This window comes from Cryobacterium zongtaii, assembly GCF_002909375.1.
Lineage (GTDB): Bacteria > Actinomycetota > Actinomycetes > Actinomycetales > Microbacteriaceae > Cryobacterium > Cryobacterium zongtaii.
In genome coordinates this window covers 222,711-238,238 of sequence record NZ_PPXD01000020.1, presented here as the reverse complement: position 1 = coordinate 238,238, position 15,528 = coordinate 222,711, and the positions used below count along the sequence as shown (strand labels likewise).

Here is a 15,528-nt window from a genome sequence, read left to right as displayed (position 1 = left end):
CAGGGGGGACCCTGTGGGAGAGTAGGACACCGCCGGACTTAACTTAGAAACACACAGAAAAGCCACCCCACCGGGGTGGCTTTTCTGCGTTTAACCCCCCACCCACCCCGGTTCCGCGAACTGTGAGAAAAGCACCAGGATGCGCGAGTTTTCGGTGCCTAACTCACGGCTCGCGGAGGCGGCCAGCCGTGATGTCCTGTAGACTAGAGCAATCGAAGCTTGATGGTTCGAAACGACTTGATGGCCGGCACCTTGGTGTCGGGGCATCGCACATTGTTTCGGCGGCCATAGCAAGAGGGAAACGCCCGGTCACATTCCGAACCCGGAAGCTAAGACTCTTTGCGCCGATGGTACTGCAGGGGGGACCCTGTGGGAGAGTAGGACACCGCCGGACTTAACTTAGTCAAAATGGCCACCCATTCGGGTGGCCATTTTGCCGTTAACGTACGCTGGAGAAGTAGTCCGGTACGTATAGCCACACCTACAGGAGATAAACAGTGACCCCCACGGAACGCAACGGGAACGACGCACGCGACAACGGGAGCGGCGATCGTCGCACCGGCGGCTACCAGGGTGGTCGCGGAGGGTCGGACCGACCCAACCAGGACGGCGCCCGCCCGCCGTACCGCGGCAACTCCGACCGCCCGCAGCGCGACGGAGACCGTCCGCCGTACCGTGGCAACACCGGCGGAAATGACCGTCCCCAGCGTGATGGCGATCGCTCTCCGTACCGTGGCAACTCCGACCGTCCGCAGGGCGGGGAGCGTGCACCGTACCGGGGTAACTCCGACCGTCCGCAGCGCGATGGCGACCGCCCGCCCTACCGCGGGAACAGCGATCGCCCGGCGTACCAGGGCAACTCGGACCGTCCCCAGCGCGATGGTGACCGTCCTCCCTACCGTGGCAACTCCGACCGTCCCGCGTACAAGGGCAACAGCGATCGTCCTTCCTACAACTCTGACCGTCCGCAGCGCGACGGCGACCGCCCTCCCTACCGCGGGAACAGCGACCGCCCGGCGTACCAGGGCAACTCTGACCGTCCGCAGCGCGATGGCGACCGTCCTCCGTACCGGGGCAACAGCGACCGTCCGGCATACAAGGGCAACTCTGACCGCCCGCAGCGCGATGGCGACCGTCCTCCCTACCGGGGCAACAGCGACCGCCCGGCATATAACTCGGACCGTCCGGCGTACAAGGGCAACTCGGACCGCCCGCAGCGCGATGGCGACCGTCCTCCCTACCGCGGCAACAGCGACCGTCCCGCGTACAACTCGGACCGTCCGGCATACAAGGGCAACTCCGACCGTCCGCAGCGTGACGGCGACCGTCCCGCGTACAAGGGCAACAGCGATCGTCCCGCGCACAACTCGGACCGTCCGGCATACAAGGGCAACTCCGACCGTCCGCAGCGCGACGGCGACCGTCCCGCGTACAAGGGCAACAGCGATCGTCCCGCGTACAAGGGCAACAGCGACCGTCCCGCTTACAAGGGCAACTCCGACCGTCCGCAGCGCGACGGAGACCGTCCCGCGTACAAGGGCAACAGCGACCGCCCCGCGTACAAGGGCAATTCCGACCGTCCCCAGCGCGATACCGAGAACAAGCCGTGGCTGAAGGACAGCGCCCGCGGCGGCTCGCCGACCCGCGCCGGAGCTCCCCGCGACTCCGGCAAGAAGCTGTGGACCCGCGAAGGCGCCCCCGCCCGCGGTGACCGCGACGCCCGCGTCGTCGAAGAGGAGATGACCGAAGAGCAGCGCATGCAGCGCGAGCTGCGTTCGGTGCGCCCGCGTCACGACGACCCCGAGCTGCCCGACGACATCACGTCCGAGGACCTCGACCGCATCGCCCGCAATGAGCTCAAGACCCTCACCAAAGACAACGCGGAAGCCGTGGGCCGTCACCTGGCCATGGCCGCCCGGGTCATCGAGGAAGACCCGGAGCTGGCGCACCGCCACGTCATGAGCGCCGCGCGTCGCGCCGGCCGCATCGCCGTGGTGCGCGAGAGCCTGGCCATCACGGCCTACGCCACCGGCGACTTCGCCCTGGCGTTGCGTGAACTCCGCACCTACCGCCGGATCTCGGGCTCCAACGCCCAGCTGCCGCTGATGGTGGACAGCGAACGCGGCGTGGGCCGCCCCGACCGCGCCCTCGAGCTGGGCCGTTCGGTGGACCGCTCCACCCTGCCCGCCGGCGTACAGGTGGCCCTGGCCATCGCCATGTCCGGCGCCCGTCTCGACCTGGGGGAGACCGAGGCCGCGCTGAGCGAGCTCGAAATCGCCCAGCTCGACCCCAAGACCGCGTTCTCCTACAGCTCGGAGCTGTTCGCCGCCTACGCCGAGGTTCTCGAAGAACTCGGCCGCACCGACGAGGCCGACGTCTGGAACGAACGTGCCTCCCGCGCGGACGCCGCTCTGAACGGCGACGTCGACGAGACCATCGAGATCGTCGAACTCGACGAAGAATTCGATGAAGACGAGGACGAGGACGCCGACCAGGACGAGGACGAGTCCGATCAGGACAACGCCGACACGCCCGACGAACTCGAGACCGCCGACGACACCATCACCATCTCAGACACCGAAACTGACACCGAGGACGCTGCTTCATCCGATGACGAATCACACGACGACGCCAAGGGTGTGGACGAAGATCCTGAAACGACGCCCGTTGACTGAGCCGGCCACACCCCTGGCCGGCATCGACGTGGTCCTGGCCGACCTCGACGGTGTCGTCTACGCCGGCCCACACGCCATCCCGTACGCGATCGACGGCCTCAACAAGGCCGCTGAAAGCATCCGGGTGGGCTACATCACCAACAACGCATCACGCACGGATGCATCCGTGGCCGGCCACCTGACCGACCTCGGTCTCACCGTGGCGCCATCCGACGTCGTCACCTCGCCCCAGGCAGCCATGCGGCTGCTCGTGGAGCAGGTGCCGGCCGGATCGCGGATCCTGGTGGTGGGCGGCGACGGTCTCGTCGACGAACTGCAGAAGCACGGCTTCGAGGTGACCCGGTCCGCCGAGGATTCCCCGGCCGCCGTGGTGCAGGGCTTCGCTCCCGACGTGGGCTGGACCCAGCTGGCCGAGGCCAGCTTTGCGCTGAACGCCGGCGTGACCCAGGACGGCGACTACCCGGGCATTCCGTGGATCGCGACGAACACCGACTGGACCATTCCGCAGGCCCGCGGCATCGCCCCGGGCAACGGCACCCTGGTCTCCGCGGTGCACACCGCGGTCGGGCGTCTGCCGCTCGTGGCCGGCAAGCCGGAGATCCCGATCTTCCTCGAGGCCATCAAACGCTTCGATGCCACCGCTCCGCTGTTCATCGGCGACCGGCTCGACACCGACATTCTCGGCGCCAACCGCGCCGGGATGCCGTCGGTGCTCGTGCTCACCGGCATCGACAAGGCCAAGCAGGCTCTGGCGGCCGGCCCCACGGAGCGTCCGACGTTCATCCTCGAGGACCTGCGCCAGTTGCACGAGCCCTACCCCGTGACGGTCTTCTCCAAGGACAAGTCCCAGGCCACGGTCGACGGCGCCAGCGTGCGCATCCACGGCGCCGACGTGGAGATCATGGCCGTCGGCGACGACGGAATCAACCTGTTGCGGGCCGCCTGCGCCGTGATCTGGGCGTCCGGCCGACCGATCTACGGCCTCAACGTTCCGGAGAGTCTCTATCTCGGACGGTAGCCTAGGAGGCGTGAGTGCAGACGGAGTAGATGCGGCCGGGCCGCCCAGTGCGCCGACCCCGGGTCGCCCGGGGCCGCGCCCGACGCCGTCTGCACCAGCGCCCGCGCCTACCGACGACGCACCCGCCCCGCCCGTGCTGGACGGTGACCTCGAGGCCCGCATCACGGCCGCCGAGGCGCTGCCGCTCGAGGACCGGGCCACGGCGTATCTCCAGCTGCACGACAGTCTGCGCGACCACCTCGAAGGTGGCGACGTGCCCCGATCGAAGGCCGAATGACCACCTCCTCCAGCACGCCAGAGCCAGACCCCGAGATGGGGACCCAGCACGAGGACGCGCCGGAGCCGAGACGGTCGGCGCCACAGCCCACCAGCGTGCCGATCAGCACGCCACCGGCGCCCGCCGCTGAACCCACGGTTTCACCCACGGGGGAGCAGCGCCTGGATTCGGCGCTGTTCGAACGGGGCTTGGTGCGATCGCGCACCGTCGCCGCCCGGCTCATCACCGAGGGCCTGGTCACCGTGGACGGCAGCCCTGTCGTCAAGGCATCCGCCAAGGTGCGCGAGAGCCAGGTCATCGCCGTGGCCCCCACCGACCACTACGTGAGCCGCGGGGCGCACAAGCTCGTCGCCGCGCTCGACGCGTTCGACCTGCCGGTCACCGGCCGCACCGCGATGGATGCCGGTGCCTCCACCGGCGGCTTCAGCCAGGTGCTGCTCGAACGCGACATCGCCCGGATCATCGCCGTCGACGTGGGCCACGGCCAGCTGTCGCCGACCATCAAGGCCGACCAGCGGGTGACGCTCGTCGAGGGCTTCAACCTGCGCTACGCCACCGCGGAGTCCATCGCGGGAGCCTCCGGCATCACCGAGCAACCCGACCTCGTCGTCGGCGACCTCTCGTTCATCTCCCTCACCACGGTGCTGCCGGCCCTGGTCGCCACCGCAACCGAGGGTGCCGACTTCGTGCTGCTGATCAAACCCCAATTCGAGGTCGGTCGCGGCGGCATCCGGGAGGGTGTCGTGCACAACGCCGGCCTTCGCGCCGACGCCATCGCCGGTGTGCTCTGGGCCGCCTGGGACCTGGGGCTCGGCGTGAACGGCCTGATCGCGTCGCCGATCGCCGGGGCCGCAGGCAACCACGAGTATCTCGTGTGGCTGAGACGTGGAACCGGAACTAATCCGACAGAATGGATCGATCGGATAACCATCCTGGTGGGAGCGTGACGCGCATGACCGCAACGCCACGACACATCCTCGTCGTCGCCCACACCGGCCGTCAGGACTCTCTCGAAGCCGCGGCCACCGTGTGCGAACAGCTGATCGCCGCCGGCGCCGTACCGGTGCTGGCCGCCGAGGAACGCGCCGACCTGCTGGCGTCCTGCCCGCAACTGAACGGCAGCACCGCCGTGCTCGGCGAGACCGTGCAGGCCACCGACCTGGAACTCGTGATCGTGCTCGGCGGCGACGGCACCATCCTGCGCGCCGCTGAGATCGTGCGCGGCTGCTCCGCGCCGCTGCTGGGCATCAACCTGGGCCACGTGGGATTCCTGGCCGAAAGCGAACGCGACGACCTCGGCGAGGCCGTGCGTCGCGCCCTGCTGCGCGACTACCTCGTGGAGGAGCGCATGACGCTCTCGGTGCGGGTGAAGGTGGACCACGAGGTGGTCTACGAAACCTGGGCGCTCAACGAGGCCACCGTCGAAAAGGCCAGCAGGCAGCGGATGATCGAGGTCATCATCGAGGTCGACGGCCGCCCGCTGTCCGCCTTCGGCTGTGACGGCGTGGTGCTGTCCACCCCCACCGGGTCGACCGCCTACTCGTTCTCCGCCGGGGGACCCATCGTCTGGCCGAGCCTGGATGCCCTGCTGCTCGTGCCGCTGAGCGCCCATGCCCTGTTCGCCCGCCCCCTCGTCGTCGGACCGGACTCCTCCCTCGCCGTGGAAATCCTCGCCCGCGGCGACAGCACCGCGGTGCTCTGCGCCGATGGCCGTCGCGTGCATGATCTGCCGCCCGGCGCCCGGGTGGTCGTGCGACGCTCACCGGTTCCGGTACGTCTCGCCCGGCTGCACAGCGGCCCGTTCACCGACCGGCTGGTGAACAAGTTCAACCTGCCCATCACGGGCTGGCGGGGCCCGGTCGGACGTGAGTGAGGTGACCGCATGATCGAAGAACTCGTCATCCGCGACCTCGGCGTGATCAAGGAAGCCACCCTGCCGCTCGGCCCCGGCTTCACCGCCATCACCGGCGAGACCGGCGCGGGCAAGACCATGGTCGTCACCGCGCTCGGCCTGCTGCTGGGCGAGCGCGCCGACCCGGGCACCGTGCGCGCCGGCCAACCGCAGAGCTGGGTGGAGGGCCGCTGGCTGATCGCCCCCGACGGGCCCGTCGCCCAGCGGGTGCGGGACGCCGGGGGAGACCTCGACGGCCCCGAGCTGCTGCTCAGCCGTTCGGTGTCGGCCGAAGGCCGCAGCCGCGCCGTCGTCGGCGGCCGCAGCGCCCCCGCCGGGGTGCTCGGCGACCTCGGCGGTGACCTCGTCGTCGTGCACGGCCAGTCCGACCAGGTGCGCCTGCGGTCCACCTCCGCGCAGCGCGGGGCGCTGGACCGGTTCGCCGGCCCCGAACTCACCGAGGCCCTCACGGCCTTCCAGCACGTCTACCACCGCTGGCACGCCAACCAAGCCGAACTCGACCTGCTCATCGCCGAGCAGGACCGCCGGGCCCGAGAAGCCGAAGACCTGCGCTTGCGGATCGCCGAGATCGAGCTCGCCGCCCCGCAGCGCGGCGAAGACGACGAACTCGCCAATCGTGCCGAACGGCTCGGCAACCTCGAAGAACTCCGGCTGGCCGCCGCCTCGTCTCGCGAACTGCTCTCGGCCGAGGAATCCACCGACGACACGCCCGATGTCGTCGCCCTGCTCGAATCCGCCCGCCGCCAGCTGGACCGGGCCGCCGCACACGACCCGGTGCTGCCGCCGCTGGCCGAGGCCCTCGCCAACGCCGGCTTCATCGTCGCCGACATCGCCGCCCAACTCTCCAGCTACCTCGCCGGCCTGGACGCCGACGGCGCCAGGGAACTCGAGGTGGTGCAGGAGCGCCGCGCCGAGCTGAGCGTGCTCTCGCGCAAGTTCGTCGGCGGCCTCGACGAGGCCATCGACTTTCTCGACACCGGCAGCAGCCGCCTGCTCGAGCTCGACAGCGACTCCGACCGGATCGACGCCCTGCGCGCCGACACGGCCGCCGACCGCGACCTCGTGCAGCGGCTCGCCGAGGCGCTCACCGGCATCCGCACCACCGCGGCCGCCGCGCTCGGCGCCGCCGTCACCACCGAACTGGCCGCGTTGGCCATGCCGGACGCCCGCCTGGTGGTGGAGATCGACCGGCTGGACGAGGTCTCGGTGACCGGCCACGACCTGGTGCGCATCATGTTGCAGCCCCACGCGGGCGCCGAGCCGCGGGCACTGGCGCGCGGCGCATCCGGCGGCGAGCTGTCGCGGGTGATGCTGGCCATCGAGGTCGTCATCAACGCCACCGACCCTGTGCCAACCTTCGTCTTCGACGAGGTCGACGCCGGAGTGGGCGGCGCGGCCGCGATCGAGATCGGCCGGCGACTCGCCCGACTCGCTGAAACCGCGCAGGTGATCGTGGTCACCCACCTCGCCCAGGTGGCGGCGTTCGCCGGCAACCACCTCAGCGTCGTCAAGGACAGCCACGGCTCGGTCACCGCGAGCAGCGTACGCCAGCTCACCGGCGACGACAGGGCCGCCGAGATGGCCCGGCTGCTCTCCGGACTGCCCGACTCCGCCAGCGGCCTCGAGCACGCTCGCGAGCTCATTGAACTTGCCCACTCAACTCGCTCCAACGGAGAGGCCCCAGCTAGGTGATAGGATCGAAGCCCGTGGTGAACATTACAAACGCGGACAATTCAGACGGCATTACGAAGCACATTTTTGTGACCGGTGGTGTCGTTTCTTCATTGGGTAAAGGCCTGACGGCGGCAAGCCTCGGCAACCTCCTGACTGCTCGCGGCGTACGCGTCGTCATGCAGAAGCTTGACCCCTACCTCAACGTCGACCCGGGCACGATGAACCCGTTCCAGCACGGTGAAGTCTTCGTCACCGACGACGGCTCGGAGACCGACCTCGACATCGGCCACTACGAGCGCTTCCTCGACATCAACCTCACCCAGGCGGCGAACGTCACCACCGGTCAGGTCTACTCGCAGGTCATCGCCCGCGAACGCCGCGGCGAGTACCTCGGCGACACCGTCCAGGTCATCCCGCACATCACCGACGAGATCAAGCGACGGATGCGCCTGCAGGCCAGCGACGAGCCGCGCCCCGACGTCATCATCACCGAGGTCGGCGGCACCGTCGGCGACATCGAGTCGCAGCCCTTCATCGAGGCCGCCCGCCAGGTGCGCCACGAGCTGGGCCGCAAGAACGTCTTCTTCGTGCACGTGTCGCTGGTGCCGTTCATGGCCGCCTCCGGTGAGCAGAAGACCAAGCCCACCCAGCACTCCGTCGCAGCGCTCCGCTCCCTCGGTATCCAGCCGGATGCCCTGGTGCTGCGCAGCGACCGCCCCGTCTCCGAATCCAACAAGCGCAAGATCGCGCTGATGTGCGATGTCGAAGAGGACGCCGTCGTCAACTGCGTCGACGTGCCCAGCATCTACGAGATCCCCGCCGTGCTGCACGAGCAGGGCCTGGACAAGTACATCACCGACGCCCTGAGCCTGCCGGTCAAGGACGTGGACTGGACCGCCTGGCAGCGCGTGCTCGACGCCGTGCGCGAGCCCAAGCACGAGGTCACCATCGGCCTGGTCGGCAAGTACATCGACCTGCCCGACGCGTACCTCTCGGTGACCGAGGCGCTGCGCGCCGGCGGTTTCGCCCAGCAGACCAAGGTCAAGCTCGAGTGGATCGCCTCGGACACCTGCGAGACGCCCGAAGGCGCCGCGGCCATGCTCGCCGAGCTCGACGGCATCTGCGTGCCCGGCGGCTTCGGCGTGCGCGGCATCGAGGGCAAGCTCGGCGCCCTCAAGTTCGCCCGCGAGAACGCCATCCCCGTGCTCGGCCTGTGCCTGGGCCTGCAGTGCATGGTCATCGAATACGCCCGCAACAAGGCCGGCCTCGACGGCGCCTCGTCGAGCGAGTTCGAGCCCGAGACCGAGTTCCCCGTGATCGCGACAATGGAAGAGCAGGTCGAGATCATCGCCGGCGGCGACCTGGGCGGCACCATGCGCCTCGGACTGTACCCGGCCAACCTCGCCGACGGATCCATCGTTGCCGAGCTCTACGGCGCCCCGGTCGCCTCCGAGCGTCACCGTCACCGCTACGAGGTGAACAACAACTACCGCGCCCAGATCGCCGAGGCCGGCCTGTGGTTCTCCGGCACCTCGCCCGACGGCCACCTCGTCGAGTACGTGGAGCTGCCCCGCGCCGAGCACCCGTTCTACGTGGGCACCCAGGCCCACCCCGAACTGCGCTCACGCCCCAGCCACGCGCACCCGCTGTTCGTCGGCCTGATCGGTGCGGCCCTGGACCGCCAGCAGGCCAGCCGCCTGTTCGAGGTCAAGGAAGATGCCTGAGACCCTCGCCGCCCGCGCCGAAGCCGACGCGTTGCTGCCCCGCATCGAGGATGAGCCGGCACTGACCGCGCTGACCTCCAGTGCGGTGCGGTTCGACGGTCACGTGTGGAACATCCGCCAGGACGCGTTCGACTACAACGGCGCCGAGATCGTGCGCGAGTACGTCGACCACCCCGGTGCGGTCGCGATTCTCGCCCTCGACGACCAGGACCGGGTGCTGCTGATCCAGCAGTACCGGCACCCGGTGCGGATGCGGGAGTGGGAGTTGCCCGCCGGGCTGCTCGACGTCGACGGCGAACACGCCCTCATCGGCGCCCAGCGCGAGCTGGCCGAGGAGACCGACGTCGTCGCATCCGAGTGGAATGTGCTCACCGAGTTCTACACGTCCCCGGGCGGCAGCAACGAAGTGATCCGCATCTACCTGGCCCGTGGCCTGTCGCCGGCCACCGAGGCCTTCGACCGCACCGACGAGGAAGCCGACATGGTCACCCGCTGGGTGTCCCTGGACGACGCCGTCGACGCCGCACTGGAACGCCGGGTGCAGAACCCGTCGCTCGTCGTCGGTGTGCTGGCTGCCGCCGCCTCCCGCTCTCGCGGCTGGGCGTCGTTGGCGCCGGCCGACCTGCCCTGGCCGCGGCATCCGAACAACTGGGACCACACGGTGTGACCGGCCCCGCGCTCGTCGAGCCGGCCGTGCACTCGTACTTGCGGCATGTCTCGATTGAACGCGGGCTGAGCGCCAACACCGTCGCCGCCTACCGGCGCGACCTGGTGATCTACGCCGGCTGGCTCATGGATGCCGAGATCACCGATCTGCGCGCCGTGACCGGGCCGCAGGTGAGCGCGTTCGTGCAGCACCTGGGCAGTCGCACCGAATCGCCGCTGACCGCGGCCTCCGTCGCGCGGATCTTAAGCACCGTGCGCGGCTTCCACCGGTTCCTTCTCGAGGAATCACTGGTGGACGTGGACGTGGCCCACGAGACCAAACCGCCCAAGCTCGGCCTGCGGCTGCCCAAGGCCATCTCGATCGAGCAGGTGACCGCGCTGCTGGCCGCGACCGACGGGGAGGAGCTGCAGCAGCTGCGCGACAAGGCGCTGCTCGAACTGCTCTACGCCACCGGGGCGCGGGTGTCCGAGGTGGTCAACCTCAACGTGGACGACATGCTCGAGGAAGACGTGGTGCGGCTCACCGGCAAGGGCAACAAGCAGCGCATCGTTCCCGTCGGCAGCTTCGCCCGGGCCGCCGTGGACGCGTACCTGGTGCGGGCCCGACCGGTGCTGTCGGGGCGGGGTAAGGCCACCCCGGCGCTGTTCCTCGGCGTACGCGGGCACCGGGTGAGCCGGCAGAACGCCTGGTTGATCATCCGCGCCGCCGCCGAACGCGCCGAGCTGGGCGTCGAGGTGTCGCCGCACACGCTGCGGCACTCCTTCGCCACCCACCTGCTCTCCGGCGGCGCCGACGTGCGCGTGGTGCAGGAGCTGCTCGGCCACTCGTCGGTGGCCACCACCCAGATCTACACCCTCGTCACCATCGACACCCTCCGCGACGTGTACACCACGGCGCATCCCCGCGCCCGCTGACCCGTGCCGCCCGCCCGCCATCCGGCCGTAACTGTGCCCGTTCCGCACGGGCAATAGTTGCGGATGGGCGGGGCGCATCAGTGACAATGGGGGAGTGACCCGTACCTCAACACCACCGCCCGCACCGACGCCGGCCGGCCGCTTCGGCATCCGCCGCAATCTGCTGCGGCCCGAGGACTCCACCAGCTCCGACCGGGTCACCTACGTCGAGTTGTTCTTCGACCTGATCTTCGTCTTCGCGCTCACCCAGCTCTCCCGCTACCTCTACGAGAACCAGTCCTGGGAGGGTGCCCTCGAGTCGGCGATGCTGGTGCTCGCGCTCTGGTGGGTGTGGGTGTACACGACCTGGGTGACCAACTGGCTCGACCCGGCCAAGCTGCCCGTGCGCGGCGTGGTGCTGGGCCTGTCGCTGGTGGGCTTCGTGGTGAGCGTCTCGATCTACGAGTCGTTCGGTGACCGCGGCATCGTCTTCGCGCTGGCCTACTCGTTGCTGCAACTGGGCCGCACGGCCTTCATGGTGCTCGCCGTGGCGCGGCACGATGCCGAGCTGCGCCGCACCTTCGTTCGGATCCTGATCTGGCTGGCTCTCTCGAGCGTGTTCTGGATCGTCGGCGCGCTACTGCCGTTGCAGTACCGGCTGCCGCTCTGGCTGATCGCCCTGGCCATCGAGTACCTCTCCGCCGGGGTCGGCTTCCGGGTGCCGGGACTCGGCGCGTCCGGCATCGACCAGTGGAACCTCTCCGGCCCGCACATCGCCGAGCGCAGTGCCCTGTTCGTGATCATCGCACTGGGCGAATCGCTGCTGGTGACCGGATTCGCGTTCGTCGCGAAGGAATCTTCGGCGGCGAGCATCCTGGGCATGCTGCTCGCGTTCGGCGCGACGGTGGCGATGTGGTGGCTGTACTTCGACCACAGCGAACGCGCCGGCGCCAAGGCCATCGCCGCCGCCGCGGAGCCCGGCCGCATCGCCCGGCTCGCGTACACCTACGTGCACGCCGTGATCATCGCCGGCATCGTGCTCACCTCGGTGGCCGACAAAGAGGTGCTCACGCATCCCCATACGGAGATGACCCTGTCCACCGCGGTGGTCCTGGTGGGCGGGCCGGCGCTCTACGTGCTGGGGATGCTGCTGTTCCGGCTCGTCGTGGCGCGGGAGCTGCTCGTGTCGTACCTGGTGGGCATCGGGGCGCTGCTGGTTGCGTTCGGCGCGGCCTTCGAGCTCACCCCGCTGCAGCTGGGCTCGGTGACCACCGGGGTGCTCGTGCTCGTGGCCGGCTGGGAGACCGTGGTGCGGGTGCGCCGGGGCACCGACGACAAGAAGGCCGGCTGACTCAGCCGGCGAGGCAGCTGGCGGCACACCGGGGAATCTGGCCGGGCTGGGCCTCTCGGCTCGGTAGAATCAACCAAGTGAACTGCATGACGGATCGAGGACAGCCCAGTGGCGCGTAGAACGGATAGCCGGACGCAGCTTCCCGGACTCGAGGAACCACCCACCGGTGCAACCGGTCGCCCGCTGCAGGTGTTCGATGAGCCCGCCCCGCTGAAAAGTCACGGCCCGGCGCGCATCGTCTCGCTGTGCAACCAGAAGGGCGGCGTCGGCAAGACGACGACCACCATCAACCTGGGAGCGGCACTGGCCGGCTACGGCCGCCGGGTGCTCGCCATCGACTTCGACCCGCAGGGCGCCCTGTCGGCCGGTCTCGGCGTGCCCACGCACGACGTCACCACCATCTACGACTTGCTCCTGAGCGGCTCCAAGGATCCCAAGGAAGCCATCCAGCAGACCTCCGTCGTGGGTCTGGACATCATCCCGGCCAACATCGACCTTTCCGCCGCGGAGGTGCACCTCGTCAACGAGGTCGCCCGCGAGCAGATTCTCGCCCGGGTGCTGCGCAAGGTCTCCAACGACTACGACGTGATCCTCATCGACTGCCAGCCGTCGCTGGGCATCCTCACCGTCAACGCCCTCACCGCCAGCCACGGCGTGCTGATCCCGCTGGAGTGCGAGTTCTTCGCCCTGCGCGGAGTGGCGCTGCTCATCGAAACCATCGACAAGGTACGCGACCGGCTCAACCCGGCCATCGAACTCGACGGCATCCTGGCCACCATGTACGACTCCCGCACCCTGCACTCGCGCGAGGTACTCGAACGGGTCGTCGACGCGTTCGGCGACCGGGTGCTCGACACCGTCATCGGCCGCACCGTCAAATTCCCGGATGCCAGTGTCGCGGGGGTGCCGATCACCGAGTTCGCTCCGGAACATGCCGCCGCCAAGGCCTACAAGCAGGCGGCGCGGGAACTGATCCAGCGTGGCGCGGTCGCCTAAGCGCACCTCGGCCGCTCCGGCCCCCGTCGCGGCGACCACCGCCACGACCAACACCCGCACGGCCGGCACCGGCACGCTCGAGTCCATCGGCGACGCCGGCACACCCGCGCCCGGCTTCTCCGTGGCGCTGCAAAACTTCGAGGGACCGTTCGACCTGCTGCTCTCGTTGATCGGCAAGCACGAACTCGACATCACCGAGATCTCGTTGAGCCGGGTCACCGACGAATTCATCTCCTACCTGCGCGGGCTCGACGCCGCCGAGGAGCTCGACCAGGCCACCGAGTTCCTCGTGGTGGCCGCCACCCTGCTCGACCTCAAACTGGTCGGGCTGCTGCCGCAGGGCGAACTGGTGGATGCCGAGGACGTGGCGCTGCTCGAGGCCCGCGACCTGCTCTTCGCCCGGCTGTTGCAGTACCGGGCGTTCAAGACCGCGTCGGAGTGGTTCCTCGAACGCCTCGAATACGAGGCCACCCGCCATGTGCGCTCGGTGCGACTCGAGGAGAAATACCGTACGACCACGCCGGAGCTCGTGTGGACGTTGTCGCTGGGCGACTTCGGCGCGCTGGCGGCGTTGGCGCTCACGCCGCGGGAGCTGCCGACCGTGGGGCTGGAGCATTTGCACGCGCCGCTGGTCAGCATCCGGGAGCAGGCGGCGATCGTGGTGGCGATGTTGCGGGCCAACCGAAGTCTGACGTTTCGGGAGCTGATCGTGGACTGCGCCGAGAAGGGCCTCGTGATCGCCCGTTTTCTGGCCGTGCTGGAGCTGTACCGGCACGGGGCTCTGACCTTCGACCAGCTCGAACCGCTGGGCGAGCTCAGTTTGCACTGGGATGCCGAGGGCTGGTCGGATGACAATCTTGCGAACCTTGGAGGCGATTATGAGTCTTGATGCCAGTGTGACGACCCTTGACGAGGTCTCGACAGGCTCGACCGACGGGAATCGCTCGAACGGCGGCGGGGGAGCGGTGGCCATTGAGCGGCGGCTCGAGGCGATTTTGATGGTGGCGGATGAGCCGCAGAGCCTGGTGCACCTGGCCACCGCGGTCGCGCATCCGCTCGTGGACGTACGCGCAGCCATCCTGCGGCTGGTCGCCGACTTCGACGGGGTCGACGGCACCGTGCGGCGGGGCTTCGAACTGCGCGAGGTGGCCGGCGGCTGGCGCATCTACGTGCGCGCGGAGCACGACCCGGTGGTGGCCGATTTTGTGCTCACCCAGAACCCCAGCCGGCTCTCTCAGGCCGCCCTGGAGACCCTCGCGGTGATCGCTTACAAGCAACCGATCAGCCGCGGCGCGGTAGCCTCGATTCGGGCCGTTAACGTCGACTCGGTCGTGCGCACCCTCCTGGGCCGCGGATTGATCACCGAGGCCTTCACCGATAGCGAGACCGGCGCGATCAATTACGCCACCACCGACCTGCTGCTCACCCAGCTGGGAATCAACTCGCTCGACGAGTTGCCACTAATTTCGCCGTTGCTCGCCGACGGTGCGAACGGATTCGAGGATCTACCATGACCGACCACAACGACGGCTACACCGACACCAGCAGCACCAACCCGGACTTCGCCACCAACCCCGAGGCCGCCGCCGACGGCATCCGCCTGCAGAAGGTGCTTTCCGCCGCGGGCGTCGCCTCCCGCCGGGTCAGCGAAGAAATGATTAGCTCCGGCCGGGTGCGGGTCAACGGCAAGGTCGTCACCGAGCTCGGCCGCCGCGTGCACCCCGAGACCGACAAGATCGCCGTGGACAACGTCGCCGTGCAGCTGGACACCAGCCGCCGCTACGTGATGCTGAACAAGCCCGTCGGCGTGGTCTCCTCCATGCAGGACGAGAGCGGCCGGCCGGACCTGCGCCAGTTCACGCAAGGCTACGAGGAACGCCTCTTCAACGTGGGCCGCCTCGACGCCGCCACCAGCGGCCTGCTGATCCTCACCAACGACGGTGACCTCGCCCACGTGCTCGCGCACCCCTCCTTCGGCGTCGCCAAGACCTACATCGCCAAGGTCGAGGGCCGCGTCTCGGCGCAGACCATCGGCAAGCTGCAGACCGGCATCGAGCTGGAGGACGGCCCCATCGCCGCCGACAAGGCCCGCATCCTGACCAGCCCTCCCGGTGACGGCTTCACCCTGGTGGAGCTGACCCTGCACTCCGGCCGCAACCGCATCGTTCGCCGGATGATGGACGCCGTCGGCCACCCCGTCGTAGACCTGGTGCGCCGCCAGTTCGGCCCGCTGCAGCTGGGCACCCTCCGCTCCGGCGCCGTGCGCGACCTCACTAAGGTGGAACTCGGTCAGCTGCTCACGGTGTCCCGCGCCGAAGTGCAGAAGTAACCCGCAGCATCC

Annotated in this window: 14 protein-coding genes and 1 rRNA gene; all 15 read left to right on the top strand. The window is 69.1% G+C overall.

The window, feature by feature from the left end; translation table 11 throughout:
- Positions 1-277 precede the first annotated feature (277 nt).
- A 5S ribosomal RNA gene (gene rrf / locus C3B61_RS13400) occupies positions 278-394 on the top strand.
- 103 nt (positions 395-497) lie between these two features.
- Entirely contained in the window at positions 498-2,675 is a 2,178-nt protein-coding gene (locus C3B61_RS20080; RefSeq protein ID WP_244285938.1) for a primosomal protein, read from the top strand.
- Positions 2,611-3,693 (top strand): HAD-IIA family hydrolase, encoded by a 1,083-nt coding sequence (locus tag C3B61_RS13390; protein ID WP_088455760.1) that lies wholly within the window; start codon positions 2,611-2,613, stop codon positions 3,691-3,693. Before C3B61_RS20080 ends, C3B61_RS13390 begins: the two co-directional genes overlap by 65 nt.
- A 10-nt stretch (positions 3,694-3,703) precedes the next feature.
- Positions 3,704-3,970 (top strand): hypothetical protein, encoded by a 267-nt coding sequence (locus C3B61_RS19490; RefSeq protein ID WP_133159739.1) that lies wholly within the window; start codon positions 3,704-3,706, stop codon positions 3,968-3,970.
- Positions 3,967-4,917 carry a TlyA family RNA methyltransferase gene (locus C3B61_RS13385; protein ID WP_244285937.1) on the top strand — a complete coding sequence of 317 codons (951 nt, stop codon included), beginning with the start codon at positions 3,967-3,969 and terminating at the stop codon, positions 4,915-4,917. The genes C3B61_RS19490 and C3B61_RS13385 overlap by 4 nt, the downstream gene beginning before the upstream one ends.
- 5 nt (positions 4,918-4,922) lie before the next feature.
- On the top strand, positions 4,923-5,843 hold the full coding sequence (locus C3B61_RS13380) for an NAD kinase (protein ID WP_088455761.1): 921 nt from the start codon (positions 4,923-4,925) through the stop codon (positions 5,841-5,843).
- A 9-nt stretch (positions 5,844-5,852) separates the two neighbouring features.
- Positions 5,853-7,574, top strand: coding sequence for a DNA repair protein RecN (gene recN, locus C3B61_RS13375; protein WP_103461133.1), 1,722 nt, complete (start codon positions 5,853-5,855; stop codon positions 7,572-7,574).
- Between the two features lie 50 nt (positions 7,575-7,624).
- On the top strand, positions 7,625-9,280 hold the full coding sequence (locus C3B61_RS13370; protein WP_174776715.1) for a CTP synthase: 1,656 nt from the start codon (positions 7,625-7,627) through the stop codon (positions 9,278-9,280).
- Positions 9,273-9,947, top strand: a complete 675-nt coding sequence (locus tag C3B61_RS13365) for an NUDIX domain-containing protein (protein WP_103461132.1) — start codon at positions 9,273-9,275, stop codon at positions 9,945-9,947. The genes C3B61_RS13370 and C3B61_RS13365 overlap by 8 nt, the downstream gene beginning before the upstream one ends.
- Complete coding sequence (gene xerD, locus C3B61_RS13360; protein WP_244285936.1) at positions 9,944-10,861, top strand: site-specific tyrosine recombinase XerD; 918 nt, start codon at positions 9,944-9,946, stop codon at positions 10,859-10,861. The genes C3B61_RS13365 and xerD overlap by 4 nt, the downstream gene beginning before the upstream one ends.
- 94 nt (positions 10,862-10,955) lie before the next feature.
- Entirely contained in the window at positions 10,956-12,191 is a 1,236-nt protein-coding gene (locus tag C3B61_RS13355; RefSeq protein WP_165791172.1) for a low temperature requirement protein A, read from the top strand.
- Between the two features lie 108 nt (positions 12,192-12,299).
- Positions 12,300-13,187: a ParA family protein gene (locus tag C3B61_RS13350; RefSeq protein WP_088455765.1), complete on the top strand. Its 888-nt coding sequence runs from the start codon at positions 12,300-12,302 to the stop codon at positions 13,185-13,187.
- 85 nt (positions 13,188-13,272) lie between these two features.
- Entirely contained in the window at positions 13,273-14,076 is an 804-nt protein-coding gene (locus C3B61_RS13345; RefSeq protein ID WP_241990301.1) for a segregation and condensation protein A, read from the top strand.
- The gene (gene scpB, locus C3B61_RS13340; RefSeq protein WP_088455766.1) at positions 14,066-14,701 is read left to right on the top strand and encodes an SMC-Scp complex subunit ScpB; all 636 of its coding nucleotides are present in this window, start codon (positions 14,066-14,068) and stop codon (positions 14,699-14,701) included. Before C3B61_RS13345 ends, scpB begins: the two co-directional genes overlap by 11 nt.
- Complete coding sequence (locus C3B61_RS13335; RefSeq protein WP_103432461.1) at positions 14,698-15,516, top strand: pseudouridine synthase; 819 nt, start codon at positions 14,698-14,700, stop codon at positions 15,514-15,516. The genes scpB and C3B61_RS13335 overlap by 4 nt, the downstream gene beginning before the upstream one ends.
- Positions 15,517-15,528 lie beyond the last annotated feature (12 nt).

Coding starts and splice junctions, on each gene's coding strand:
- C3B61_RS13335 (WP_103432461.1), top strand. CDS start 14,698: ATGACCGACCACAACGACGGCTACACCGACACCAGCAGCACCAACCCG.
- scpB (WP_088455766.1), top strand. CDS start 14,066: ATGAGTCTTGATGCCAGTGTGACGACCCTTGACGAGGTCTCGACAGGC.
- C3B61_RS13365 (WP_103461132.1), top strand. CDS start 9,273: ATGCCTGAGACCCTCGCCGCCCGCGCCGAAGCCGACGCGTTGCTGCCC.
- recN (WP_103461133.1), top strand. CDS start 5,853: ATGATCGAAGAACTCGTCATCCGCGACCTCGGCGTGATCAAGGAAGCC.
- C3B61_RS13380 (WP_088455761.1), top strand. CDS start 4,923: ATGACCGCAACGCCACGACACATCCTCGTCGTCGCCCACACCGGCCGT.
- C3B61_RS13390 (WP_088455760.1), top strand. CDS start 2,611: ATGACGAATCACACGACGACGCCAAGGGTGTGGACGAAGATCCTGAAA.
- C3B61_RS13385 (WP_244285937.1), top strand. CDS start 3,967: ATGACCACCTCCTCCAGCACGCCAGAGCCAGACCCCGAGATGGGGACC.